Raw genomic sequence first — 23,264 nt, forward strand, 5'->3', positions numbered from 1 at the left:
GGCAGGGGTGCGCCAGCACCAGGCCGAGCAGGGCGATGCCGAACGCCACGCCCTGCAGGAGCGACAACCGCTCGCCCATGAACAACACGCCGATGGCCGCCGCGCTGATCGGCAGCATCACGGTGAACACACCAGCCTGCGAAGCGGGCACCGTCTTGAGCCCGGTCATCCACAGCCACACCGTCCACACGCTCGCGGCCAGCGCGTAGAACACCAGCAGGCCCCAGACGGGCAGGGCGACGGTGGAGAAGTCGAACGTCCACGCCGCCCACAGGCCGAACGGCGTGACCAGCGCGAAACCCCAGAGGTTGATGATGGCCGAGATGCGCTTGGGCCCCAGGCCCTCGGTGAGGTGCTTGCCGATCACCACATAAGAGGCCTCGCACACCACGGCGGCGAACACCAGCAGGTTGCCCAGCAGCGCCTTGCTGATGCCGAACGGGCCGCTGGTGTCGGCCACCACCGCGCCGGCGTCCACCTTCTGCAGCGAGAACAGGCCGATGCCCAGCGCCGCGCAGGCAATGCCGGCCGCGCTGCGCCAGCCGATGCGCTCGCGCAGGAACAGCCAGCTCAGCAAGGCCACCACGGCCGGGATGGACGACATCACCACGCCCGCGGCCACAGCGGTGGTCAGGCTCACGCCGAACAGCATGCAGATGGAGAACAGGAAGTTGCCCAGGAACGATTCGAGGAACAGCAGGCCGCGCGTGCGTGGCGACATCGGCGGTTCGTCGGCCGGCCTCTTCAACCAGTTCCACATCGCCAGGCCGCCGATGCCAAAGCGCAGCCAGGCCAGCAGGAACACAGGGAACACCAGCACCAGGGGCTTGGAGAGGGCCACATAGCTGCCCACCAGCGACATGCTCAAGGCCAGGCACGCATAGGCCCACCAACGGTTCGGGGAAGTCACGGTTTTTGACGGGTGTGCACGAAAGTGGGTCGCATCATGCCTGAAGCGTTTCAGGGTATTCCGGGATGAGAGATGTTTGTTTTGCAATATGAAAACATAAAATGTTGCGGCGCAAGAAAATTTCTCAATGCAAGAAACGGATTTCTACATCGAGAAATTTGAGAAATAGTTCTTTGAAAAACAACAAGAAATTTTTTATCTTATATAAGACATAAGAGCTTCCAAAACTCTTCTATAAGACTTAAAGTCTTCTCAACGGCACCGCGTTTGCATGCAAGCCAGCCGCCCCGATCCATCAACCTCACGGAGTATTCAAATGCCGCAATCCCTGACCGAGCAACTGAGCCGCGCCCAACAGATCGAAGCCCTGGAGAAAGACTGGGCGACCAACCCGCGCTGGAAGGGTGTGAAGCGCGGCTACAGCGCCGCCGACGTCGTGCGCCTGCGCGGCAGCATGCAGATCGAGCACACGCTGGCCAAGCGCGGCGCCGAGAAACTTTGGGACAAGGTCAACGGTGGCGCCAAGAAGGGCTACGTGAACGCCTTCGGCGCCATCTCCGCCGGCCAGGCCATGCAACAGGCCAAGGCCGGCCTGGAAGCCGTGTACCTCTCGGGCTGGCAAGTCGCCGCCGACGGCAACACCTCGGAAACCATGTACCCCGACCAGTCGCTCTACGCCTACGACTCGGTGCCCACCATGGTCCGCCGCATCAACAACACCTTCAAGCGCGCCGACGAAATCCAGTGGGGCCGTGGCATCGAGCCGGGCAGCCCTGAGTTCATCGACTACTTCCTGCCCATCGTGGCCGATGCGGAAGCCGGCTTCGGCGGCGTGCTCAACGCCTTCGAACTCATGAAGAACATGATCGCCGCCGGTGCTGCGGGCGTGCACTTCGAAGACCAGCTGGCCGCCGTGAAGAAATGCGGCCACATGGGCGGCAAAGTGCTCGTGCCCACGCAAGAGGCTTGCGAGAAGCTGATCGCCGCGCGCTTCGCCGCCGACGTGATGGGTGTGTCCACCATCGTGCTGGCCCGAACCGATGCCGAAGCCGCCAACCTGATCACCAGCGACCACGACGCCAACGACAAGCCCTTCCTCACCGGCGAGCGCACGCAGGAAGGCTTCTACCGCGTGAAGAACGGCCTGGAGCAAGCCATCAGCCGTGGCGTGGCCTACGCCCCGTACGCCGACCTCGTGTGGTGCGAAACCGGCGTGCCCGACATCGGCTTCGCCCGCGAATTCGCGCAAGCCGTGCAAGCCGCCTGCCCCGGCAAGCTGCTGTCGTACAACTGCTCGCCCTCGTTCAACTGGAAGAAGAACCTCAACGACAAGCAGATCGCCTCGTTCCAGGAAGACCTGGCCGCGCTGGGCTACAAGTACCAGTTCATCACGCTGGCCGGCATCCACATCAACTGGTTCAACACCTTCCAGTTCGCCCATGCGTACGCCCGCGGCGAAGGCATGAAGCACTACACGGAAATGGTGCAGGAACCCGAATTCGCCGCACGCGACAAGGGCTACACCTTCGTGTCGCACCAGCAGGAAGTGGGCGCGGGTTACTTCGACGACGTGACCACGGTTATTCAGGGTGGTTCTTCTAGCGTGAAGGCGCTGACGGGGTCCACCGAGGAAGAGCAGTTCCACTGAGCTGACTCCCCGGATCCGAGGAGACAGGCCGCCCTTCGGGGCGGCTTTTTTGTTGGTGTGGTGGAAGAGGGCAGGAAGATCTCAGCCCAATCACGAATACGCGAGGCAGGTATGGGGCTACTTATCCGCGTTGACTTGCCCCGCCCCGCCTGCTCTACCGACAGTTGCACTACTCGTCTTCGCAACAGGTGCCTTTGGAGGGAAATCGATGGGATGTGACAAGATGCCCCCAATCACCCCGTTGATGGTTTCTTGATTGCCCCCGAGTGTGTTGTAGATTCCCAAAACGCGTGGTGTTGGTTCAGCCGCGTCATAGACTTTGGTCTTGATGGATGCGAGTGAAATGATGGCTTGTTGGATAGACGCATCGCTGATGGCGTTGGGCATCGGAAGCAAGTCTGTCGCCTCTTTCGAGCCAATTCCCATGTTTTGCACTATCAACGTGCCGGTAATTTGATTGGCCTTCGCTGCGGCTCCGAGACCAAACAGACTGCCGAGATCGACCTCGCCGCTCACCACATAAATGCTTGCTGTCATTCGCAGGCCGATGCCAACGTAGAGCGGAATAATCGCGTTGGCGGCGGTGCCATCCTGAACGACTGAAGCCGTTCTCGCACCATCCTTGTCAGGTGCAGAAATTTTTGCTGGAAGTATCTGTGTCGTGTACTTCATGTAGTCGACGATCACCACGTAACTTCTCGATGCCGCGCCAACTCGTGTCGCACCAAACGAGATACCACCATCGGACTTCACCTCGCCTATTGCCATTCTGATGGTCTCATCAGGTAAGGCTTTCAGAATTTTGGCTTTGTCCATGCTGGAATCAACCTGCAAAGGAAGCGGGTCGAGTGGGTAGTAGCCGTAGCCGATGCCTGTCTCTCCCGGGCGGCCGCCGTTTAAGAGAGGCTTACCGTACGGCAGGTTCGTCATGCTCTGACATCCGGTTAGCGCCACGGCTACAAAAACCAAACACCAGTTCTTCATGGGTGCTCCTTGAGGCGCAAAGAGATGCACGGCCGCCAGACAATGACGACACGGCTTGTTACCTTCATGACAATGATCCTCCCGGGCAATTGCAGCCATCCCAAATATTTGGGAAAGCGACGGACGGCGTGAGGGGCGTCGCTCAGATACTGAGCAGGTGTTTCCCTCTCATTGGGTGGCTGCGGGGGCTTCAGTCAACAAATTGCGGCTGATGCGGTTTTGAGTCTGAGGCTCGGCCCGTAGCCAAGGGCTACACCTTCGTGTCGCACCAGGAGGAAGCGAGCGCGGGTGTGTGCGGTTGTGGCTAGGGGGTGGTCGCTCTTGCACATTGCAAAATGTGTCTAAATGTTTTTTTTGCATGTTTCATCGACACCACATGTCGCCTAAATGGGTGTGCCGGTCGGCGGGTGATTGAGTACGTTGGTCTGCCGGCTAGCATTTCTTCATCTGGTCGCTGTTAAGGCCAGGACAGAGAACAACCATGAGCATTGATTTTCAAAACTTGGCGGCACTCATCGCCACGATGGACAAGCATCCCACCGGATCCGCCCTGTTCGTAGTGGGGCTGTTTGTGTGCGCGGCTGCGGCGGTGGCGCTTGCATGGTCAAGGAAAAGCTCGTGACGTCAGTACTCTCTACCGCCACTGGTGGTGCACTTCGACTGAAGTGGGCGATAGAAGTGCAGGGCACACAGCTTGAACGCAGGAATCTCGCGGATCTGCTCAATGAGCTTGGCTTCGAACTCGTAGACGAGGCACCACATGTTGCTTTCTCATCGCCTGGGATCAATGACTGTTCCACAGCAACTGAGGTCTACGACATCGGCAAAAAGGTGCGCAGTTCCTTTGTCGGCGGGATCGACGCCTCCTTCGCACTGGGTTCCGTCATCGACTACTCCAGAAATCCCGCAACCCGCCACGCGTTCCTGGAAGTTCAGGATGTACTTCATACCCACACAACCTTTTTCGACGCCACGCTGACGGTAAGCCCTCGGACCGGGTTGTCAGAAGATGAACTGAGGGCGTGGCATGAGGAGAGGGCCGAGGCCGAGTACCAAGCGAAATTGGATTCGCAACTGTCTCAACTCGTACCCGCCTACTTCAACCCCAAGGCTGCGAAGGTCTTGGAGTTGCTTGCCATCGAGGCGCAGACAGGCGTAACGCTGTTCAAAATTTATGAGCTGATGCGCGGGCCGAACTCAAACGCCAAGGCCTTCGGTCAGCAGTTCGGCATTTCTGACAATCAGTACCATCGATTTGCGGAGGCGGTGCATCTTGATTCAGTGTCTGGTGACTGGGCGAGGCATGCGCATGGAGAGGCAGCCAAGTTGGGCAACCCTATGTCCAAAGGAGAGGCAGAGTCTTTTGTGCGCAGCGTTGCCAAGAGGTGGCTTCAGTACATCCGTTCAAACGAAGGTCAGTAGGTGAACCTGCCGTAATAGTGACTTCGTATCGCGGCTGCTGACCGCATCCCTATTCACTCTCCGTCTACGCCCAATGCCTGCTCGCACAAATGCATTCCAGCGCTTGGTCGTACTTCTCACAGCAACACTGGCCGGACAAGCGAAGGTTGCTGAATCCGCCATGTTGCTTGATCGTGTGACGGGCGAGTCGCGTGAGGTCGATGTCATTATCATTTCCAACACCGCGAGCTATCAAGTTCACTTGAGCTTGGAAGTGGTTGCTTGGAGCCGGCCTGCGGACACACCTTGGATCGAGAAGATGTATGCGAAGCACCAGAACCTCGCAACAGACAAGCTGATCCTTGTGTCTGAAAGTGGCTTCTCAAAGCCGGCTCTCCGAAAGGCCGAGTTCCTTGGCATCGAAACCCTTACGGTTGAAGAGGCTTGCGGCGCCGACTGGCCCATGATCGCTGCTCTAGAAGGGTCGGGAGTGTTCGATGTAGTAACGATGAACTTTGACGTCGCTGCTGTGTGTCAGTTTTCGTGCGGCACAAAGGAGCAACTGCCTATTCCTGCGACGGACATTGTTCCCACCCGCCTTGGCCCAATGTCTATGGACGCTTTCGTGCGTCGCCTGCTGAATACAGACCTAGTACAAGATACGGTCCGCGCGCACGTGAAGGGCGGCGAGGAGCGCAGTTGCCACCTCAGCTACACCGATGCCAACGGCTTGTGGAAGATTGACGATGGTGCGCGATCGGGAGAGATTCTTGAGCTTCTCGTCGGCCTGAAGGTCGTGCGAACTACGTCCCCTGTGCGCTACGCGGCTGGGAAATTTCGATCAGTGCCATTCGTATCCGGCATGTCTACAGAGCCTGCCGGGCTGCTCCAGTTTGTACTTGCGCGCAACCCTGACGGAAGCTCATCTGGGTACTTGATTGATTCGAGCGGACTGCGGTCGTTGTCTTCCTCTGCGTAGATCTGGGCTACGGATATCGACGATGCGCGGCCACCAACGGCTTTCGGCGGTTGATGTAGAGCATCACCAGCCCGACCTCCACCGCCATGGCCAGTAGGCCCACACCCCAATGGATCAGAAAGAAGGGTGTGATCGGCAGCAGTACGAACGACCAGAACCAGACGCCCATGCCGGCCTGGTAGAAGATTTCCCGGCATCGCGCGCACCGTAGACCCTTCATGTATGAGCTGTTGGCTACGGCCCAGCGGCTGTGTCCATGGTCGGCGCTGCAGGACGGGCAGGGGCGGGCTTTGAAGAGCATGTAGGCGTGCAGGGTGCTTGCGTCTCTCGATCGTAGACCAAGATCCCACGCCCAAGAACTGGCCACAGGTGCCGCGCAGCCGCGAGCCATGGGGGTGGTTATCCCCGAGTACCAACGGCGTCACCACGGACCAACTTGGGGCACCGCGTGCCATCGCCGGGGCCGCCACCCGCCAGTGGCCCGTTGCGCCCTGACCCACATGCGCAATCCTCCCCTACCGCCTCCGGCGTCCATTACTTCAAAGCCTTCAGCACCACCGCTGCGGCGAGTAGGGTGGTCGGCAAGAACATGATTGCCCAAGCGGCGAGCTTCCACTTCGGCGGTTCCTTGGACCAATCGAACTTAGGCATGTGCTTTCTCCAGTTCATGCGCCCAATTGTCCCGTCACGACTTATGCACCTCGCCGGAAAGTGATTGCTTTGCCGTGGGCAACCCAAGAACTACGCAGTCACTTTCCGGCGTGTGTGCAAGAAAACGACACCGTTTTCGCAGGTGTAGTCGCCGAGCTTTTCTGGATGTTCTTGACGTTGAGCTTCTTATGCCCTTTGCCGGGACGTCGTGCCACTGGGTGTCTTCAGCGTCTCATTACAAGCGCAGGTTGTAGTCGTAGCGTTGGAGTCGTGGTACCCGTTTGACGGCAACGATGCCCACCGTGTTCTTCGTGAGGTCGTCGAAGCAAAAGGCGGGGTATAGAACTGCCCATCCGCTTGGTGAACTTACCGGCCAGGCGGTCGTACAGAGTGTCGTAGCCATACTTGAGATGGCCGGAGGACCTGCAACGTCGTGCTTAGCGCGGGCCCTGCACCCGCATGCGCCTCTCGATGTCCTTCACGAGGTCCGAGGGCGCTACGTCGAGCGCGTCACACAGCTTGAATATGAGACGCAGGCTCGGACTATTCCGCCCCAGCTCGATTTCCGAGATGTGACGTCGGTCCACGTCGGAGCGAAGTGCGAGCTCGGTCTGGCTCCACTTACGACGTGTTCGCAGGCTGCGCAATGCCTGCCCGAATGCCTGATCTTGTTCCACTCGGCTGCTCGCGCTGTGAGGCTCAGGCTAGGCGAGCTCATTCATCCAAGTCGAGATCAGTGTCCCACGTTGCTTTACGGGCACTTTCTTGAGCGCCATCAGCAAGCTCGCTACATCGTTCTCCTCGCAGTAGAGATACGCCAGCGGCACACCGAGCGCCTTCGCGATATTGCGTGCAGTGTCCAACGGGGGCTCATGGTTTCCCAGCTCATAGCGGCTGATCCGCGCCCGGCTCGACGACTCGTCGATGCCTATCAGCACACCTAACTTCTCTTGAGACCACCCCAATTCTTCTCGTCGAGAGCGGATGCGCTGCCCGACGAGATTTGTGGTGTGACCAGACTCTGAAACCATGTCACGAGTCTCGTAACTTGGTAATATTCTGTCGTCACGAAAAACGTGACATTTTTATGGCTTTGTTTTTTCCAAAGTGCAAGGGACCTCCAGAATCGCCATCAAACTTTTCCTCCGCAACGCATTCACGCGCCAGCGCAACCGCAAAGACTTTCCTGTTCGCATGTCCGTCCTCGCCTCTCGGGCGCTCGACCGGCTCAATCAGTTTGCCGTCTCGGTGGAGCGCCAAACGGATCAAGAGAAAGGGCTCGCGTTCAGGTCGGAGAGCCCGAAGGCGCTCCGCGACGAGGTGGAGCAGCGGTTCGAGGCGCTTTGCGAGACGCTCGGCGAGCTGCAAGCCGTGGCGAACCAGCACTGCAAGCGCTGAGCCTTGCGCCGCAAGCCTGCTCTGGCGGGCGAGGGCAGACCCTAGCCGGCGTTTTGTGGGAAAATGCCTGTTCTTCTTCTGAATCAGCAAGAGCGAGAAAGGCAATCTGGTTATGACACCGCGAACTATGGAGACCACCTCCACGGCCCTCTGAGGCCTGCAGTTCGCGCCTGCCCGATTGATTGCCTTTTCTCCCCACACCAGCGCGGCCCCTGCCGCGCTTTTTTGTTTTCTGGACCTCCCCATGTTGCACATCACGCTCCCCGACGGCTCCCAACGCGAATACCCCGGCCCGGTCACGGTCGCCGACGTGGCGGCCTCCATCGGCACCGGCCTGGCCAAGGCCGCCCTGGCCGGCAAGATCGGCGACAAGGTGGTGGACACCAGCTACCTCATCACGCAGGACAGCCCGTTGTCCATCGTCACGGCCAAGGACGCCGACGGCCTGGAGGTGATCCGCCACTCCACGGCGCACTTGCTGGCCTACGCCGTCAAGGAGCTGTTTCCCGATGCGCAGGTGACCATTGGCCCGGTGATCGAGCACGGTTTCTTCTACGACTTTTCGTACAAGCGCCCCTTCACGCCCGAAGACCTGGTGGCGATTGAAAAGCGCATGGCCCAGCTGGCCGCCAAGGACGAGCCGGTGGTGCGCCGCGTGCTGCCGCGCGACGAGGCCGTGGCCTACTTCAAGGGCCTGGGCGAGCACTACAAGGCGGAAATCATCGCCAGCATCCCCAGCAATGAAGACGTGTCGCTGTACCGCGAAGGCGCTTTTGAAGACTTGTGCCGAGGCCCGCACGTGCCCAGCACCGGCAAGCTCAAGCATTTCAAGCTGATGAAGGTGGCCGGCGCCTACTGGCGCGGCGACCACCGCAACGAGATGCTGCAGCGCATCTACGGCACGGCCTGGGCCACCAAGGAAGAGCTGCAGCAGTACCTGACGATGCTGGAAGAGGCCGAGAAGCGCGACCACCGCAAGCTGGGCCGCGAGCTGGACCTGTTCCACATCGACGAGCACTCGCCCGGCACCGTGTTCTGGCACCCCAAGGGCTGGACGGTGTGGCAGGAGGTGGAGCAGTACATGCGCCGCGTGTACCGCGACAACGGCTACCAGGAGGTGAAGGGCCCGCAGATCCTGGACCAGGGCCTGTGGGAGAAAACCGGCCACTGGGACAAGTACCGCGAAAACATGTTCGTGACGGAGTCGGAGAAGCGGGACTACGCGCTCAAGCCGATGAACTGTCCCGGGCACATCCTGATCTTCAAGCAAGGCATCAAGAGCTACCGCGACCTGCCGCTGCGCTTTGGTGAGTTCGGCCAGTGCCACCGCAACGAGCCTTCGGGCGGGCTGCACGGCATCATGCGGGTGCGCGCCTTCACGCAGGACGATGGCCACATCTTCTGCACGGAAGACCAGATCCAGGCGGAGGTGGTGGCCTTCACCACGCTGCTGCAGAAGGTCTACAAGGACTTCGGCTTCAACGACATCATCTACAAGCTCTCCACCCGCCCGGAAAAGCGCATTGGCACGGAAGAGAGCTGGGACCGGGCAGAGAACGCGCTGGCCGAGGGCCTGCGCGCCTCGGGCTGCGATTTTGAGTACCTGCCGGGCGAAGGCGCCTTCTACGGCCCGAAGATCGAATACACCCTCAAGGACGCGCTGGGCCGCCCCTGGCAGTGCGGAACGATCCAGGTCGATCCGAACCTGCCGGAGCGCCTGGGCGCGGAATACGTGGGGGAAGATGGCTCGCGCCACACGCCCATCGTGCTGCACCGCGCCATCGTGGGCAGCCTGGAGCGTTTCATCGGCATTCTGATCGAGCAGCACGCCGGGGCCTTGCCCACCTGGCTCTCGCCGGTGCAGGTGGCGGTGCTCAACATCACCGATTCCCAGGCCGAATACTGTCTGGAAATCGCGAAAACTCTGCAGAATCAAGGGCTTAGGGTGACGACGGACCTGCGCAACGAGAAAATTACGTATAAAATACGGGAGCACGCGTTGCAAAAGCTGCCTTTTATCCTTGTCGTGGGCGACAAAGAGAAAGAAGCTGGTGCCGTGGCTGTGCGGGCGCGAGGGAACAAAGACCTCGGTGTCATGCCGCTGGAAGCCTTTTCCAAATTGATCGCGGCTGACGTTTCATCCAAAGTTTGATTTCAAACATCTGGCTGGATGCCCCTGCTGCCATGGCGCACTTCGTGTGCGTGAGGCGGCCGGGTGGCCGCCAATTTGCCTGAACCGGCCCACACAAAGGAACTCACCATAGCTACCAACTTTCGCGACCGCCGCCAACGTGAAGAGCGCGCACACAGACTGAACCGGGAAATCATGGCCCCTGAGGTTCGCCTCAACGGCCCCGAGAACGAGCCCTTGGGCATCGTCAGTTTGCAGGAAGCGCTGCGCATGGCCGGTGAGCTGGATGTGGACCTGGTCGAAATCGCGGCCACTGCCGTCCCTCCGGTGTGTCGCCTGATGGACTACGGCAAGTTCAAGTACCAGGAGCAGAAGAAGGCGGCGGAAGCCAAGGCCAAGCAGACGGTCATCGAGATCAAGGAAATCAAGTTCCGGCCCGGTACCGACGACGGCGACTACAACATCAAGATGCGCAACATCCGGCGCTTTCTGGACGATGGTGACAAGTGCAAGATCACGCTGCGGTTCCGCGGCCGTGAGATCACCCACCAGGATCTGGGGCTGGCCCTGTTGAACCGCATCCGCGATGAGTTGGCCGATTCGATCGTGGTGGAACAGTTTCCCAAGCTCGAAGGGCGCCAGATGATCATGATGATTGCGCCCGGCCGCAAGAAGGCCGGTGGAGCGGCCAAACCCGCTGAGGCCGCTGCAGCGGCTCCTGCGGCAAGCCAGTCGGCCGCCTGAGGGCGGTTGGCGGCCAAGAACAGCATTGGACGGGCAGGGTAGTCTCCTGCCGGTCCGAGGCGCTGGCTGAAAAGCCTGACGCCGAATCGGGGAGCCGAAAGGCTGCCCATAAAAGTGGCTCGGGGCCAACAAGTCCGCGGAAGGTTCGCGGCGCCTCACGAGCACAAATGAAAAGGAGCATGAAGATGCCCAAAATGAAGACCAAGAGCAGCGCGAAAAAGCGTTTTCGCGTTCGTCCCGGTGGCACCGTCAAGCGCGGTCAAGCCTTCAAGCGTCACATCCTGACCAAGAAGACCACCAAGAACAAGCGCCACCTGCGTGGAGCAGTCACCGTGCATGAGACCAACATGGGTCACATGGCACAGATGCTGCCCGGCACGGGCATTTGATCAACGACGAACAAGGAGAACACACATGCCTCGCGTCAAACGTGGTGTAACGGCTCGCGCCCGACACAAAAAGGTTCTGGCTCTGGCCAAAGGTTTCCGCGGCCGCCGCGGCAACGTCTTCCGCATCGCCAAACAGGCGGTGATGAAGGCTGGGCAATATGCCTACCGCGATCGCCGCACGAAAAAGCGCGTCTTCCGTCAACTGTGGATCGCCCGTATCAACGCTGGCGCCCGTGCTTGCGGCCTGACGTACAGCCAATTCGCCAACGGCCTGAAGAAGGCCCAGATCGAAATCGACCGCAAGGTGCTGGCCGATCTGGCGGTGAACGATCCGGCTGCCTTTGGCAGCATCGTGGAGCAAGTCAAAGCCAAGCTGGCCGCTTGATTCACGGCAGGAGCACGCCGCCTCACGGCGGCGCGCCCCGTCGCTCAAAGGGGTTGAGGCTTGAGGGATTCCCTCGCTGGCTTCAACCCCTTTTTTATTTCCCAACGATTCAAGCACACACATGAACGAGTTGGACGCATTGGTCGAGAGCGCCCGTGCCGGGTTTGTTCAAGCCGCCACGCCGGCCGATCTGGAAAACGCCAAGGCGCAGTACCTGGGCAAGTCGGGCCGCATCACCGAGCTGATGAAGGGCCTGGGCGCCCTCTCCGTGGAAGAGAAGAAGACCCGTGGCGCGGCCATCAACCAGGCCAAGCAGGCGATCGAAGGCGCGCTGACCGAGCGGCGCCAGGCTTTGGCCGATGCCGAGTTGCAGGCGCAACTCAAGGCCGAGGCGCTGGACGTGACCTTGCCCGGTCGCCAGCGCGGCCAGGGTGGCCTCCACCCGGTGAGCCTGACGCTGGAGCGCATCGAAGCGATCTTCGGCTCCATGGGCTTCGAGGTGGCCGATGGCCCCGAGATCGAATCCGACTGGTTCAACTTCACCGCCCTGAACACGCCGGAAGACCATCCCGCGCGCTCGATGCACGACACGTTCTACGTGGAGGGGGGCAGCGAGAAGGCGCCCAACCTCCTGCGCACGCACACCAGCCCGATGCAGATCCGCCACGCGGTGCAGCACGTCAAGCGCCACCGCGCCGACCTGGATGCCGGGCGCCCGATGCCCGAGATCCGCGTGATCGCGCCCGGTCGCACCTACCGGGTGGACAGCGACGCGACGCACTCGCCGATGTTCCACCAGTGCGAAGGCCTGTGGGTGGGCGAGAACGTCAGCTTCAAGGACCTGAAGTACGTCTTCACGGATTTCTGCCGCACCTTCTTCGAGTCCGATGATCTGGTGCTGCGCTTCCGCCCCAGCTTCTTTCCGTTCACCGAGCCCAGCGCCGAGATCGACATCCAATTCCAGCACGGCCCCCTGGCGGGGCGCTGGCTGGAGGTGGCGGGCTCGGGCCAGGTGCACCCGAACGTGGTGCGCAACATGGGCCTGGATCCTGAGCGCTACATCGGTTTCGCTTTCGGCATGGGGCCGGACCGCCTGACCATGCTGCGCTACGGGGTCAACGACCTGCGTCTGTTCTTCGACGGTGACGTCCGTTTTCTCGCCCAGTTCCGCTGAGACCACGACATGCAATTTCCCGAATCCTGGCTGCGTGCCTTCTGCAATCCACCCCTGACCAGCCAGCAACTGGCCGACACCCTGACCATGGCGGGTCTGGAGGTCGAAGAGCTGGAGCCGGTGGCGCCACCGTTCACCAAGGTGGTGGTGGGCGAGATCAAGGACGCCGTGCAACACCCCAATGCCGATCGCCTGCGCGTGTGCCAGGTGGACGTGGGGCAGGGCAGTCTGCTCAACATCGTCTGTGGTGCACCCAATGCCCGCGTGGGCATCAAGGTGCCCTGCGCGCTGGTGGGGGCCGAGCTGCCACCCGGTGAAGACGGCAAGCCGTTCCAGATCAAGCTGGGCAAGCTGCGCGGCGTGGAGAGCCAGGGCATGCTGTGCTCGGCGCGCGAGCTCAAGCTGTCCGAAGACCATGGCGGTCTGCTGGAGCTGCCGGCCGACGCGCCCGTGGGGCGTGACATCCGCGAACAGCTCTCGCTGGACGACATGCTGTTCACGCTCAAGCTCACGCCCAACCTCGCGCATTGCCTGAGCGTGTACGGCATTGCCCGCGAGGTGTCGGCGCTCACCGGCTCGCCTCTGATCGAGCCGGCGTTTCCGGCGGTGGCGGCACCGCTGCAGGATCGCCTGCCGGTGCGCGTGGAAGCCCCCGACCTGTGTGGCCGTTTCACCGGGCGCATCGTGCGTGGCGTGAACACCCGAGCCACCACGCCGGCCTGGATGGTCGAGCGGCTGGCGCGTTGCGGCCAGCGCAGCGTCTCGCCGCTGGTGGACATCTCCAACTACGTGATGTTCGAACTGGGCCGCCCGTCCCACATCTTCGATCTCGACAAGATCCATGGTGGGCTGCAGGTGCGTTGGGGTCGGGAAGGCGAATCGCTCAAGCTGCTCAATGGCAACACGGTCGCGGTGGACGCGCAGGTTGGTGTGATCGCGGACGATCAAAGCGTTGAATCGCTGGCCGGCATCATGGGCGGCGACTCCACGGCGGTGTCGGACGACACGCAGAACATCTACATCGAAGCCGCCTTCTGGTGGCCCAAGTCCATTGCGGGCCGGTCACGCCGCTACAACTTCTCCACCGACGCCGGTCACCGGTTCGAGCGGGGTGTGGACCCGTCCACCACGCGCGAGCACGTGGAGCGCATCACGCAGCTGGTGCTGGACATCTGCGGTGGTCAGGCCGCCGTGCTGGACGACCACGTGGTGCAACTGCCCACGCCGCAACCCGTGAGCCTGCGGGTGGCGCGCGCGGCCAAGGTCATCGGCATGCCGGTCGACCAGGCCCAGTGCGCGGGTGCCCTGCGCCGCCTGGGCTTGCCAGTGGAAGAGGGCGATGGCGTGCTCACGGTCATGCCGCCCGCCTACCGTTTCGACCTGCAGATCGAAGAAGACCTGATCGAAGAGGTCGCCCGCATCGTCGGCTACGAGAAGTTGCCCGACACGCCGCCGCTGGCGCCCATCACGGCCAAGATCCGCACCGAGGCGCGCCGCGGTCCGTTTGCGGTTCGCCGCAGCCTGGCGCAGCTGGGCTATCAGGAAACCATCAATTTCAGCTTCGTGGAAGAGCGTTGGGAGCGCGAACTGGCCGGCAATGCCGATCCGATCCGCCTGCTGAACCCGATCGCCAGCCAGATGAGCGTGATGCGCTCGTCTTTGCTCGGCAGCTTGCTGTCGGTCCTCAAATTCAACCTGGATCGGCGGACCGATCGCGTGCGCCTGTTCGAAGTTGGGCGTGTGTTCTTCAAGGACGCCTCCATCGTCGAGAGCGACACGACCGTGGCCGGCTTCCGCCAGCCCATGCGCGTGGCTGGCCTGGCCTACGGTGCCACCGACACGCTTCAATGGGGCACCGCCGAACGCGCCGTGGACTTCTTCGACGTGAAGGGCGATGTGCAGGCCTTGCTGGCCCCGCGCCGGCCTGAGTTCAAGGTGGCCGAACACCCGGCGATGCACCCGGGGCGCTGCGCCAGCGTCTGGCTGGACGACCGCTGCATCGGCCATGTCGGTGAACTGCACCCCCGCTGGCGCCAGGGCTACGAGGTGGCGCAGGCTCCGGTGCTGTTCGAGCTGGAGCTCGATGCCGTGCTGGACCGCCCCGTGCCGGCCTACCAGGCGGTGAGCCGCCACCAGGCGGTGGAGCGCGATCTGGCCATCGTGGTCAAGGAGTCGGTGACCCACGCCGCCGTGCTGGAGGCGATCCGCGCGCCGGCGAGCCCCTGGTTGCGCGACGTCGTGCTGTTCGACGTGTACCGGCCCAAGAAGCAAACGTCGACCGAGAGCACGCCCGCGGGGTCGCTTGCCGCGGATGAAAAAAGCCTGGCGGTGCGGCTGGTGCTCAACCGCGACGACGCTACACTGACCGAAGAGGACATCGACGCGACCGTCAACGCCGCTGTTGAGGCGGTGGCGAAGCGAGTGGCTGGCCGGTTGCGCGCTTGATACGAACAAAATGGAGAATGCCCGCATGGAACTCGCTGTGGAAAGCCTGGAAACGCCCGCCCTGACCAAGGCACAGCTCGCGGAGCTGCTGTTCGACCAGATTGGCCTGAACAAGCGCGAATCCAAGGATATGATCGATGCCTTCTTCGATCTGATCACCGACAGCCTGGTGAACGGCACCGATGTGAAGATTTCGGGTTTCGGCAATTTCCAGATCCGCACCAAGGCGCCCAGGCCCGGGCGCAACCCGAGAACGGGTGAGCCCGTGGCGATCGAAGCGCGCCGCGTGGTGACCTTTCACGCCAGTCCCAAGCTCAAGGAACAGGTGCAGACCGCCATCATTGGGGGTTGAGCGCACCCTGGGACGGCAACGGCCGAGCGGCCGCCACTGCGGTCTTCACAACACAAAACGCCCCGATTTGGGGCGTTTTTGTTGGCGGGCGGGGCCGTTGCAACATTTCACACGGAAATGTTCACCATGCCGTGCACACACGCACCAGTTAGAGTAGATTTCAAGGTTCGGTCCGTACCGCCTTGATTTTCATGGAAAAAACGCTTCCACCCATTCCCGCCAAACGCTACTTCACCATTGGTGAAGTGGGCGAGCTGTGTGGCGTCAAGCCGCACGTGCTGCGGTACTGGGAGCAGGAGTTCACGCAGCTCAGACCCATGAAGCGGCGCGGCAATCGCCGTTATTACCAGCACCATGAGGTGTTGATGATCCGCCGCATCCGCGAGCTTCTGTACGACCAGGGGTTCACCATCAGCGGTGCACGCAACAAGCTGCAGGAAATCGTTCAGGCCGAGCGCGACAAGCGCCGCAACGAGGAAGATGAAGCCATCGATGTGATCGACCTCGATGAAGTCGTTCATGGTGACGTGGTGATCCCCTTGATCGAAGCCGAGTACCCCGTGCACACCGGTTCAGGCGGCCTCCTGCACGACGTTCGGCGTGAACTGCTTGAAATTCGTGAGCTTCTGAGGCCCTCTGCCTGATTTGCCCTCATTTGGACGCTATAATTTGAGGCTTGTCGGCGTGTAGCGCAGCCTGGTAGCGCACTTGCATGGGGTGCAAGGGGTCGCGAGTTCGAATCCCGCCACGCCGACCATTTTTACGAAAGCCCGGAATCGAAAGATTCCGGGCTTTTCTGTTTTTTGTCCCTGCGGAAAAACCGAATCCCAAGAAAATCAAAACGCTTTGCGCGCTTGTTGAGAAAGTGCTGTCAAATCGTCACACGGGTCTGACAGAATTCTCCCCATTTTGAGGGAGCGCCAAACCGGCAATATGTCCGCTTTTGACCCGTATTTGCTTACTTTTTGTTGCGCGTGGTCTATACTTACGCTACCAAAGGCTCAAGCACCCATTGGGCTTCCATCCGCACCTGGGCCTGTCTTGCAAGAGAGGTAAACAAGATGATCGATTCTTCCACTCCGTCTCAGCAACCCGCTTCTGGCGTGTCGCGTCGCCGTCTGGTGCGCGCAGGCCTGTCGGCTGCTCCTGTGATGGCCGCCTTGAAGAGCAACAGCGTGCTGGCTGGTGACCATACCTGCATCCGCCCGTCGTCGTTCTCGTCGCTGGCCGCTGCGCACATGAAGGTCAGCCAGGGGCGCGCGATCAAGACCGACTACGAATGCAAGTCGCATGGCTACTGGAAGAACAGCGAAGCGGGCCTGGCCACGAAGTTCAAGGAAACGAAGTTCCTGTCCACGACCACGGGCTTCACGCGCGATCCCGGCAACGTCTACGGCAAGATGACGATCCAGGAAGTGCTCGACCAGGGCGGCAACCGCAACAACGCGGCATTGGCGCGCCATGTGGCGGCCGCTTTCCTGACGGCCACCGCATTCAACAACGACTCGACGCGCGTGCTCTTGACCAAGAGCCAGTGCCGCGCGATCTGGAATGGTCAAGGTGTGTGGTCGCCCTTTGCGGGGACGACCTGGACGCTGTCGCAGACGATGGCCTACTTTGACATGATCTACGGTCCAGCCTTCCTGTGACCCTGGCTCAGGCTCAGGTCAACTTCGGTTGTGCCCGGGCCGATCATTTCGCGATTCAGCATTGGCCGGATGGTGTGGTCGTGTACGACGACGCCAGCGGCAGTCTCCACGCGCTGACGCCCATCGCTGGCGAGGCGTTTGGCCTGATCCAGGCTGGGCAGGCCCGCGATGCCCAAAGCCTCGCCCAAGCCATGGGCCTTGTCGAGCCCGCGGCCGAGGAACTGGACATGCTGCAGTCCTTGCTTGTGCAATTCGAGTCCATGGGTCTGGTCGAGTGCACGCAGGGGTAAGGTCCACGCAGGCGCTGGCCGCACTCCCTCCAGCGGAACTGGCGCACCGCCTGTGTTCCGACGGTCTCTTTCTGCGCGTCCCCCCCTTTGTCATGCACATCCGCAGCCCCATTCCGGTGGTCGCGCAGGGCTTGCAGGCGCTCTATCCCGACCATGAGGTGTTGACGGGGGAAGACGTTTTTGCCGACTTCCACGTGAAGGTGAAGCCCAAGCGCCACCTGCTCAAGACGGTCTGTGTGTTCGAGATGGACGGCTTCCAGCCGTTCACGCCCCTGGCGTACGGCGAGGCGTTCGCGTTTCTGGAGTGGGGCATGAACTGGTGCGTGACCAGTTATTGCCACACCTGGATCACGATCCATTCGGCGGTGCTGGAGCGGGGCGGGCGGGTGCTCGTCCTGCCAGCGCCACCGGGCTCGGGCAAGAGCACGCTGTGCGCGGCCCTCATGCTGAGTGGCTGGCGTCTGTTGTCCGACGAAATGGCCTTGCTCGATCCGGCGTCGGGCCTGGTGACTCCGTCGCCGCGCCCGGTGAGCCTGAAGAACGAGTCGATCGAGGTCATCCGGCAACGGGCGCCCAATGCGAACTTCGGCCCCGTGGCCCGGGACACGATGAAGGGCACGGTGGCCCACATGCGCATTTCACCGGACAGCCTCGCGCGCGCAGACCAGCCGGCCCGGCCGGCCTGGGTGATCTTCCCCCAGTTCAAGCGAGAGGCCCCGCTGACCGTGGAAGCGCGTCCCAAGCCCAGCGCGCTGGTGGAGCTCGCGTCCAACAGTTTCAACCACCACGTGCATGGGCGTGCTGGCTTTCAAGCCTTGGCGGCGCTGGTGGACGAGTGCGGCTGCCATGACTTGCAATACGGCCACCTCGACGAGGCCATCGCCTGGTTCGAGGCCCTCGCCGCCACACCCGCATGACGCTGCCCCGCATCGATACCCTCGTGGCGGCCCTGAAACGGCCGGACAGCCTGGGCGCCTTGGGCCCAGGCGCCTGGGATCTGCTCATTCGTCAGGCCCGTCAGGCCGACGTGCTCGCCCGCATCGGCAGCGGTGCCCAGGCCTCGGGCGACTGGGATGATTTGCCGGCGGCGCCCCGACGGCATCTTGGCTCGGCCATGGCGCTGGCGGCCCGACAGCACACCGAGCTGCGCTACGAGGTGGTCGAGATTGCGCGCGCGCTGGAGCCCATGGGTTTGCCGGCGGTGCTGCTCAAGGGCGCGGCCTACACCATGGCCGGGCTGGATGCCTCGCGGGGCCGCATGGTGTCGGACGTGGACATCCTGGTGCCCAGGCAGCGCCTGGCGGAGGTGGAGTCGGCGCTGATGATGGGTGGATGGGTGTCCATGAACCGAGACGCCTACGACCAGCGCTACTACCGCACCTGGATGCACGAGCTGCCGCCGCTCAAGCACATGAAGCGTGGCACGGTGCTCGATGTCCACCACGCCATCATGCCGCTGACGGCTCGGCTCAAGCCCGACTCCGGCCTTCTGCTGGCCAGTGCCCGGCCGGTGGGTGACGATCCGCGGATCCAGGTGCTGTGCCCGGCCGACATGGTGCTGCACAGCGCGGCGCACCTGTTCCACGAGGGCGATCTGGAGCTGGGTCTTCGGGGTCTGGTCGATCTGGAGGCGTTGCTGCGTGAGTTCGCCGCGAATCCGGACTTCTGGCCCGAATTGCTTGCGCGGGCTCGCGCCTTGCAACTGGAATGGCCGCTGCACCAGGCCTTGCGCTATGTCGGCCTGCTGCTCGATGCGCCCATCCCCCCGGCGGTGACCGAGGCGCTGCGCGCCAGCCCCGGTGTGCGCATGGCGCCCTGGCGCCAGCGCATGATGGATGCGCTCTTCCTGCGCGCCTTGCGCCCCGCCCATGCGTCGGCATCGGATGCATGGACGCCCACCGCCCGGTTCGTCCTGTACCTGCGCGGTCATTGGCTGCGCATGCCGCCGGTCATGTTGATATGGCATCTGTTGCGCAAGCTGGTCAAATCGATGCGGGCCGAGCCCGTGGACGCGAAATGAAACGACGCCTTTTCCATGCTTTGGGCCTCGGGATGATCGCTCTCCTGGGCGGGGCCGGCGCCTGGGCGGGGTTGGCCGACACGGTGGTGCGCGTGAAGCCGTCGGTGGTGCTGGTCGGCACGTTCAGGACCACGGACAACCCGCGGTTTCAACTGCGGGGCGCGGGCTTTCTGGTCGCGCGCGGTGATCTGGTGGTGACCAATGCCCATGTGCTGCCGTCGGAGGCCGACGAGGCGTCGCTGGTGGTCCAGGTGCGCGTGGGGCAAGGCGATTGGCAGATGCGCACGGCCACGGTGCTGGAGACCGATGTGGCGCGCGACCTGACGCTGCTGCGCGTGTCGGGCGCGCCCGGGCCCGCGCTCAAGATCGGCGATTCCCGGCGCGTGAGAGAGGGCGATGACCTGGCCTTCATGGGTTTTCCGATTGGAGGCTCATTGGGGTTCTCGCACGTCACGCACCGCGCGACCGTGTCCACCATCACCTCGGCGGCGTTGCCCAGCCCGTCGGCAGAGCGGCTGCGCGAGCAAGCCATCCGCAGCCTGCGCAATGGCACTTTCGACATCTTCCAGCTCGACGCCACGGCCTACCCGGGCAACAGCGGCGGGCCTTTGTTCGATCCGGACACGGGCGAGGTGATGGGGGTGATGAACATGGTGCTCATCAAGAACACGCGCGAGTCGGCGCTGAGCCAGCCCTCCGGCATCTCGTATGCCATTCCCGCGCGTTATGTGCAGGAACTGGTGGATCGCCACCGCTGAGGCCTTCCCATGAGCGCTGCGATCGAACAGGTCGATGCCCTGGTGGTGGGCGCCGGTGTGGTGGGGCTCGCCGTGGCGCGTGCCCTGGCGCTGGCGGGGCGCGAGGTGATGGTGCTCGAGAGCGAGGCCGACATCGGCACGGGCACGAGTTCGCGCAACAGCGAGGTCATTCACGCCGGTATCTACTACCCGGCGGGCTCGCTCAAGGCGCAACTCTGCGTTCAGGGCAAGCAGGCCCTGTACGCCTATTGCGCGGAGCGGGGCATTGCCCATCAGCGTTGCGGAAAGCTGATCGTGCGCCAACACGGCTTCGCAGCTGGCGGCGTTGCCATCGATCATCGAGAAGGCCCGCGCGAACGGGGTGCACGACCTGCGGCTGCTCAACCGCGAGCAGGCGCGTGAACTCGAACCAGAACTGGAGTGCCTGGGCGCGGTGCATTCACCTTCCACGGGCATCGTGGACAGCCATGGCCTCATGCTCTCGCTGCAAGGCGATCTGGAGCACGCGGGCGGCATGGTGGTGTGCCACGCGCAGGTGGATCTCCTTGCCGCGACCGATGTCGGCATCGACGTGCAGACCCGCGACGGCACGCGCCTGCGGGCGCGCACGGTGATCAATGCCGCCGGGCTCGGCGCCTGCGATCTGGCCCTGCGCGTCCGCGGACTGGCGGCCGACCACGTGCCCAGGGCCTGGTTCGCCAAGGGAAACTACTTCACCTTGTCGGGCCGATCCCCTTTTGAGCATCTGATCTACCCCGCGCCCGAGCCGGACAAGCACCTGGCCGGTCTGGGCGTGCACCTCACGCTGGATCTGGGTGGACAGGCCAAGTTCGGGCCGGACGTGCAGTGGGTCGATCGGGCCGACGACCTGCAGGTGGACCCGGCCCGGGGTGAGGCGTTCTATGCGGAGGTCCGCCGCTACTGGCCCGGCCTGCCCGAAGGTGCCTTGCAGCCGGGCTATGCGGGCATGCGGCCCAAGATCAGCGGGCCGCATGAGCCGGCGGCCGACTTCGTGATCCAGGGGCCGGCGGTGCATGGGGTGCCGGGGCTGGTCAACCTGTTCGGCATCGAGTCCCCGGGCCTGACCAGTTGCCTGGCGATCGCGGACCAGGTGGTTGCGTTGGCCTGATCAGCTGTCGGCCAGGGCCTGGATTGCCCGCGCCGATTCCCAGACCAGGGAGGGGCCCTGGTAGATCAGGCCGGTGTAGATCTGCACGATGTTGGCACCCGACTGGATCTTGCTCACCGCATCGTCCGCGCTCATCACGCCGCCCACGCCCACGATGGGAAAGCTCTTGCCCAGGCAGGCGCGCAGCTGGCGGATCACGCGGTTGCTGGCCTGCAGCACGGGGGCGCCCGACAGGCCCCCGGTTTCCTGGGCGTGCGGCAGGCCCGCGACCGCTTCGCGGCTCAATGTGGTGTTGGTCGCGATCACGCCGAAGGCGCTGGTGGCCACGCCATCGCTGTCGGCGCCGTAGCGCATCAGCGTGGTGGCGATGATCTCGACCTGCGTTTCGTCCAGGTCCGGCGCGATCTTCACGAACACCGGGATGCGGCGTCCATGGCGCTGTGCCAGCAGCTCGCGCCGCTCCGCGACGGCGCCGAGCAGGGCGTCCAGGGCCTCATCGCTCTGCAGGCTGCGCAGGTTCTGCGTGTTGGGGCTGGAGATGTTGACGGTGACGTAGTCGGCGTGGGGGTAGACCCCATCGAGGCAGATCAGGTAGTCGTCGATCGCGCGCTCGATCGGCGTGCTGGCGTTCTTGCCGATGTTCAGGCCCAGCAGCATGGGGCTCACGCCCTTCTGTTGGCGAAAGCGCGCCTGTTTCACGTTGGCGATGAACGCGTCCAAGCCTTCGTTGTTGAAACCCAGGCGGTTGATCAGCGCCTGGGCCTTGGGCAGGCGGAACATGCGGGGCTTGGGGTTGCCGGCCTGGGCCTTGGGCGTGACGGTGCCCACCTCCACGAAGCCGAAACCCATGGCGGCCAGGCCGTCGATGCAGCGCGCGTTCTTGTCCAGCCCGGCGGCCAGTCCCACGCGGTTGGGGAACTGCAGACCTGCCAGCGTGTACGGGTCGTGCACCCGAGGTTCGCCATACAGGCAGGTCAGCGGCGAATGCTGCAGCCGGGCGATGGAGCCCAGGGTGAGTTCGTGGGCGGCTTCGGGGTCCAGACCGAACAGAAAGGGGCGTGCGACAGCGTAGGGAAGAAGCGACATTGGATAATCCGACTTGTTGTTCCAACCGATTGTCTCAAATGACCCAAGACGAACTCAAAGCCCTGGTGGGCCAGGCCGCCCTGCAATACGTGACCCCGGGCGACATCGTGGGGGTCGGCACCGGCTCGACCGTCAACAAGTTCATCGACGCGCTGGCCGGCATGAAGGACCAGATCCCGGGCGCCGTGTCGAGCTCGGAGGCGTCCACCGCGCGCCTGAAGGCGCTGGGCATCCCGGTCTTCGAGGCCAATGCCGTGGGCGAACTCTCGGTCTACATCGACGGCGCGGACGAGATCGACGGCCAGGGCCACATGGTCAAAGGCGGCGGCGCCGCGCTCACGCGGGAGAAGATCGTGGCCGCGCAATCGCGCCGCTTCGTCTGCATCGCCGACGACTCCAAGCTGGTGAAGGTGCTGGGCCGCTTCCCCTTGCCGGTGGAGGTGATTCCCATGGCGACGGCCCGGGTGGTGCGCCAGTTCGCGCAGATGAGCGGTACCGCCCAGGTGCGGATGAAGGATGGCGCTCCCCTGGTCACCGACAACGGCCAGCACATCCTGGATGTGACCGGCCTGCAGATCACCGACCCGCTGGCGTTCGAGAGCCAGGTCAACCAATGGCCGGGCGTGGTGACGGTGGGGGTGTTCGCCCACCAGAAGGCAGGCGTGTGCCTGCTGGGCACGCCGGATGGCGTGAAGACGCTGACGTTCTGAGAGAGTGGGCCGCCGCCGAAGGCGGCCCGGT

Annotated in this window: 24 protein-coding genes, 1 tRNA gene and 2 pseudogenes; 21 read left to right on the forward strand and 6 right to left on the reverse strand. The window is 62.9% G+C overall.

All coding sequences use genetic code 11. The features are described from left to right. Positions 1 to 10: 10 nt before the first annotated feature. Positions 11 to 862: pseudogene (locus tag ACFJGX_RS15780) on the reverse strand (DMT family transporter); the annotation flags it as partial. A gap of 364 nt (positions 863 to 1,226) precedes the next feature. Between ACFJGX_RS15780 and aceA the strand changes: the two are divergent. Then, entirely contained in the window at positions 1,227 to 2,558 is a 1,332-nt protein-coding gene (gene aceA / locus ACFJGX_RS15785; protein WP_382325238.1) for an isocitrate lyase, read from the forward strand. Positions 2,559 to 2,675: 117 nt separating this feature from the next. On the opposite strand, the gene ACFJGX_RS15790 is transcribed toward aceA, so the two are convergent. Next, entirely contained in the window at positions 2,676 to 3,542 is an 867-nt protein-coding gene (locus tag ACFJGX_RS15790; RefSeq protein WP_382326539.1) for a hypothetical protein, read from the reverse strand. A gap of 481 nt (positions 3,543 to 4,023) precedes the next feature. Between ACFJGX_RS15790 and ACFJGX_RS15795 the strand changes: the two genes are divergently transcribed. From ACFJGX_RS15795 to ACFJGX_RS15805, 3 genes are all read left to right on the forward strand, one after another. Next, complete coding sequence (locus tag ACFJGX_RS15795; RefSeq protein ID WP_382325234.1) at positions 4,024 to 4,164, forward strand: hypothetical protein; 141 nt, start codon at positions 4,024 to 4,026, stop codon at positions 4,162 to 4,164. Continuing rightward, positions 4,143 to 4,964 carry a hypothetical protein gene (locus ACFJGX_RS15800; protein ID WP_382325232.1) on the forward strand — a complete coding sequence of 274 codons (822 nt, stop codon included), beginning with the start codon at positions 4,143 to 4,145 and terminating at the stop codon, positions 4,962 to 4,964. The genes ACFJGX_RS15795 and ACFJGX_RS15800 overlap by 22 nt, the downstream gene beginning before the upstream one ends. Positions 4,965 to 5,067: 103 nt before the next feature. Beyond that, entirely contained in the window at positions 5,068 to 5,922 is an 855-nt protein-coding gene (locus tag ACFJGX_RS15805) for a hypothetical protein (RefSeq protein WP_382326541.1), read from the forward strand. Positions 5,923 to 5,929: 7 nt separating this feature from the next. Here ACFJGX_RS15805 and ACFJGX_RS15810 read toward each other — a convergent pair whose 3' ends face one another. The 3 genes from ACFJGX_RS15810 to ACFJGX_RS15820 all read right to left on the reverse strand — a co-directional run bounded on the left by ACFJGX_RS15810 (position 5,930) and on the right by ACFJGX_RS15820 (position 7,604). Then, positions 5,930 to 6,223 carry a hypothetical protein gene (locus ACFJGX_RS15810; protein ID WP_382325228.1) on the reverse strand — a complete coding sequence of 98 codons (294 nt, stop codon included), beginning with the start codon at positions 6,221 to 6,223 and terminating at the stop codon, positions 5,930 to 5,932. Positions 6,224 to 7,010: 787 nt separating this feature from the next. Beyond that, entirely contained in the window at positions 7,011 to 7,250 is a 240-nt protein-coding gene (locus ACFJGX_RS15815; protein WP_382325226.1) for a helix-turn-helix domain-containing protein, read from the reverse strand. Positions 7,251 to 7,277: 27 nt separating this feature from the next. Continuing rightward, positions 7,278 to 7,604 carry a helix-turn-helix domain-containing protein gene (locus ACFJGX_RS15820; RefSeq protein ID WP_382325224.1) on the reverse strand — a complete coding sequence of 109 codons (327 nt, stop codon included), beginning with the start codon at positions 7,602 to 7,604 and terminating at the stop codon, positions 7,278 to 7,280. A 163-nt stretch (positions 7,605 to 7,767) separates the two neighbouring features. Between ACFJGX_RS15820 and ACFJGX_RS15825 the strand changes: the two genes are divergently transcribed. From ACFJGX_RS15825 to ACFJGX_RS15900, 16 genes and pseudogenes are all read left to right on the forward strand, one after another. Next, entirely contained in the window at positions 7,768 to 7,971 is a 204-nt protein-coding gene (locus ACFJGX_RS15825; RefSeq protein ID WP_382326543.1) for a hypothetical protein, read from the forward strand. A 244-nt stretch (positions 7,972 to 8,215) separates the two neighbouring features. After that, positions 8,216 to 10,123: a threonine--tRNA ligase gene (gene thrS, locus ACFJGX_RS15830; protein ID WP_382325221.1), complete on the forward strand. Its 1,908-nt coding sequence runs from the start codon at positions 8,216 to 8,218 to the stop codon at positions 10,121 to 10,123. Positions 10,124 to 10,231: 108 nt separating this feature from the next. Continuing rightward, a complete protein-coding gene (gene infC / locus ACFJGX_RS15835) occupies positions 10,232 to 10,846 on the forward strand; it encodes a translation initiation factor IF-3 (RefSeq protein ID WP_291112966.1) in 615 nt (204 codons plus the stop codon). Between the two features lie 185 nt (positions 10,847 to 11,031). Continuing rightward, positions 11,032 to 11,235, forward strand: a complete 204-nt coding sequence (gene rpmI / locus ACFJGX_RS15840; RefSeq protein ID WP_159596967.1) for a 50S ribosomal protein L35 — start codon at positions 11,032 to 11,034, stop codon at positions 11,233 to 11,235. A 25-nt stretch (positions 11,236 to 11,260) separates the two neighbouring features. Beyond that, entirely contained in the window at positions 11,261 to 11,620 is a 360-nt protein-coding gene (rplT, locus tag ACFJGX_RS15845) for a 50S ribosomal protein L20 (RefSeq protein WP_086120609.1), read from the forward strand. Positions 11,621 to 11,741: 121 nt separating this feature from the next. Then, positions 11,742 to 12,794 carry a phenylalanine--tRNA ligase subunit alpha gene (gene pheS / locus ACFJGX_RS15850; protein ID WP_291112888.1) on the forward strand — a complete coding sequence of 351 codons (1,053 nt, stop codon included), beginning with the start codon at positions 11,742 to 11,744 and terminating at the stop codon, positions 12,792 to 12,794. 9 nt (positions 12,795 to 12,803) lie between these two features. Further along, positions 12,804 to 15,239, forward strand: a complete 2,436-nt coding sequence (pheT, locus tag ACFJGX_RS15855) for a phenylalanine--tRNA ligase subunit beta (protein ID WP_382326545.1) — start codon at positions 12,804 to 12,806, stop codon at positions 15,237 to 15,239. Positions 15,240 to 15,264: 25 nt separating this feature from the next. Continuing rightward, a complete protein-coding gene (locus ACFJGX_RS15860) occupies positions 15,265 to 15,591 on the forward strand; it encodes an integration host factor subunit alpha (protein WP_297402608.1) in 327 nt (108 codons plus the stop codon). 191 nt (positions 15,592 to 15,782) lie between these two features. Continuing rightward, a complete protein-coding gene (locus ACFJGX_RS15865; RefSeq protein WP_382325218.1) occupies positions 15,783 to 16,235 on the forward strand; it encodes a MerR family transcriptional regulator in 453 nt (150 codons plus the stop codon). A gap of 36 nt (positions 16,236 to 16,271) precedes the next feature. Beyond that, positions 16,272 to 16,348 (forward strand) — tRNA-Pro (locus ACFJGX_RS15870). Positions 16,349 to 16,652: 304 nt separating this feature from the next. Continuing rightward, positions 16,653 to 17,240 (forward strand): hypothetical protein, encoded by a 588-nt coding sequence (locus ACFJGX_RS15875; protein ID WP_291112896.1) that lies wholly within the window; start codon positions 16,653 to 16,655, stop codon positions 17,238 to 17,240. Next, positions 17,237 to 17,530: an HPr-rel-A system PqqD family peptide chaperone gene (locus ACFJGX_RS15880; RefSeq protein ID WP_291112898.1), complete on the forward strand. Its 294-nt coding sequence runs from the start codon at positions 17,237 to 17,239 to the stop codon at positions 17,528 to 17,530. The genes ACFJGX_RS15875 and ACFJGX_RS15880 overlap by 4 nt, the downstream gene beginning before the upstream one ends. A 92-nt stretch (positions 17,531 to 17,622) precedes the next feature. Further along, the gene (locus ACFJGX_RS15885; RefSeq protein WP_382326547.1) at positions 17,623 to 18,447 is read left to right on the forward strand and encodes an HprK-related kinase A; all 825 of its coding nucleotides are present in this window, start codon (positions 17,623 to 17,625) and stop codon (positions 18,445 to 18,447) included. Then, positions 18,444 to 19,550, forward strand: coding sequence for a nucleotidyltransferase family protein (locus tag ACFJGX_RS15890; RefSeq protein WP_382325213.1), 1,107 nt, complete (start codon positions 18,444 to 18,446; stop codon positions 19,548 to 19,550). Before ACFJGX_RS15885 ends, ACFJGX_RS15890 begins: the two co-directional genes overlap by 4 nt. 32 nt (positions 19,551 to 19,582) lie before the next feature. Beyond that, positions 19,583 to 20,308, forward strand: coding sequence for a S1C family serine protease (locus ACFJGX_RS15895; protein ID WP_382157355.1), 726 nt, complete (start codon positions 19,583 to 19,585; stop codon positions 20,306 to 20,308). A gap of 9 nt (positions 20,309 to 20,317) precedes the next feature. Further along, a pseudogene (locus ACFJGX_RS15900) lies at positions 20,318 to 21,437 on the forward strand (NAD(P)/FAD-dependent oxidoreductase). On the opposite strand, the gene ACFJGX_RS15905 reads toward ACFJGX_RS15900, so the two are convergent. Continuing rightward, positions 21,438 to 22,523, reverse strand: a complete 1,086-nt coding sequence (locus ACFJGX_RS15905) for a quinone-dependent dihydroorotate dehydrogenase (RefSeq protein ID WP_382326549.1) — start codon at positions 22,521 to 22,523, stop codon at positions 21,438 to 21,440. A 38-nt stretch (positions 22,524 to 22,561) separates the two neighbouring features. Between ACFJGX_RS15905 and rpiA the strand changes: the two genes are divergently transcribed. Next, positions 22,562 to 23,233 (forward strand): ribose-5-phosphate isomerase RpiA, encoded by a 672-nt coding sequence (gene rpiA, locus ACFJGX_RS15910; protein ID WP_382325207.1) that lies wholly within the window; start codon positions 22,562 to 22,564, stop codon positions 23,231 to 23,233. Positions 23,234 to 23,264 lie beyond the last annotated feature (31 nt).

The sequence above is a fragment of the Hydrogenophaga sp. UC242_50 genome, from assembly GCF_042697355.1.
Classification (GTDB): Bacteria; Pseudomonadota; Gammaproteobacteria; order Burkholderiales; family Burkholderiaceae_C; genus Hydrogenophaga.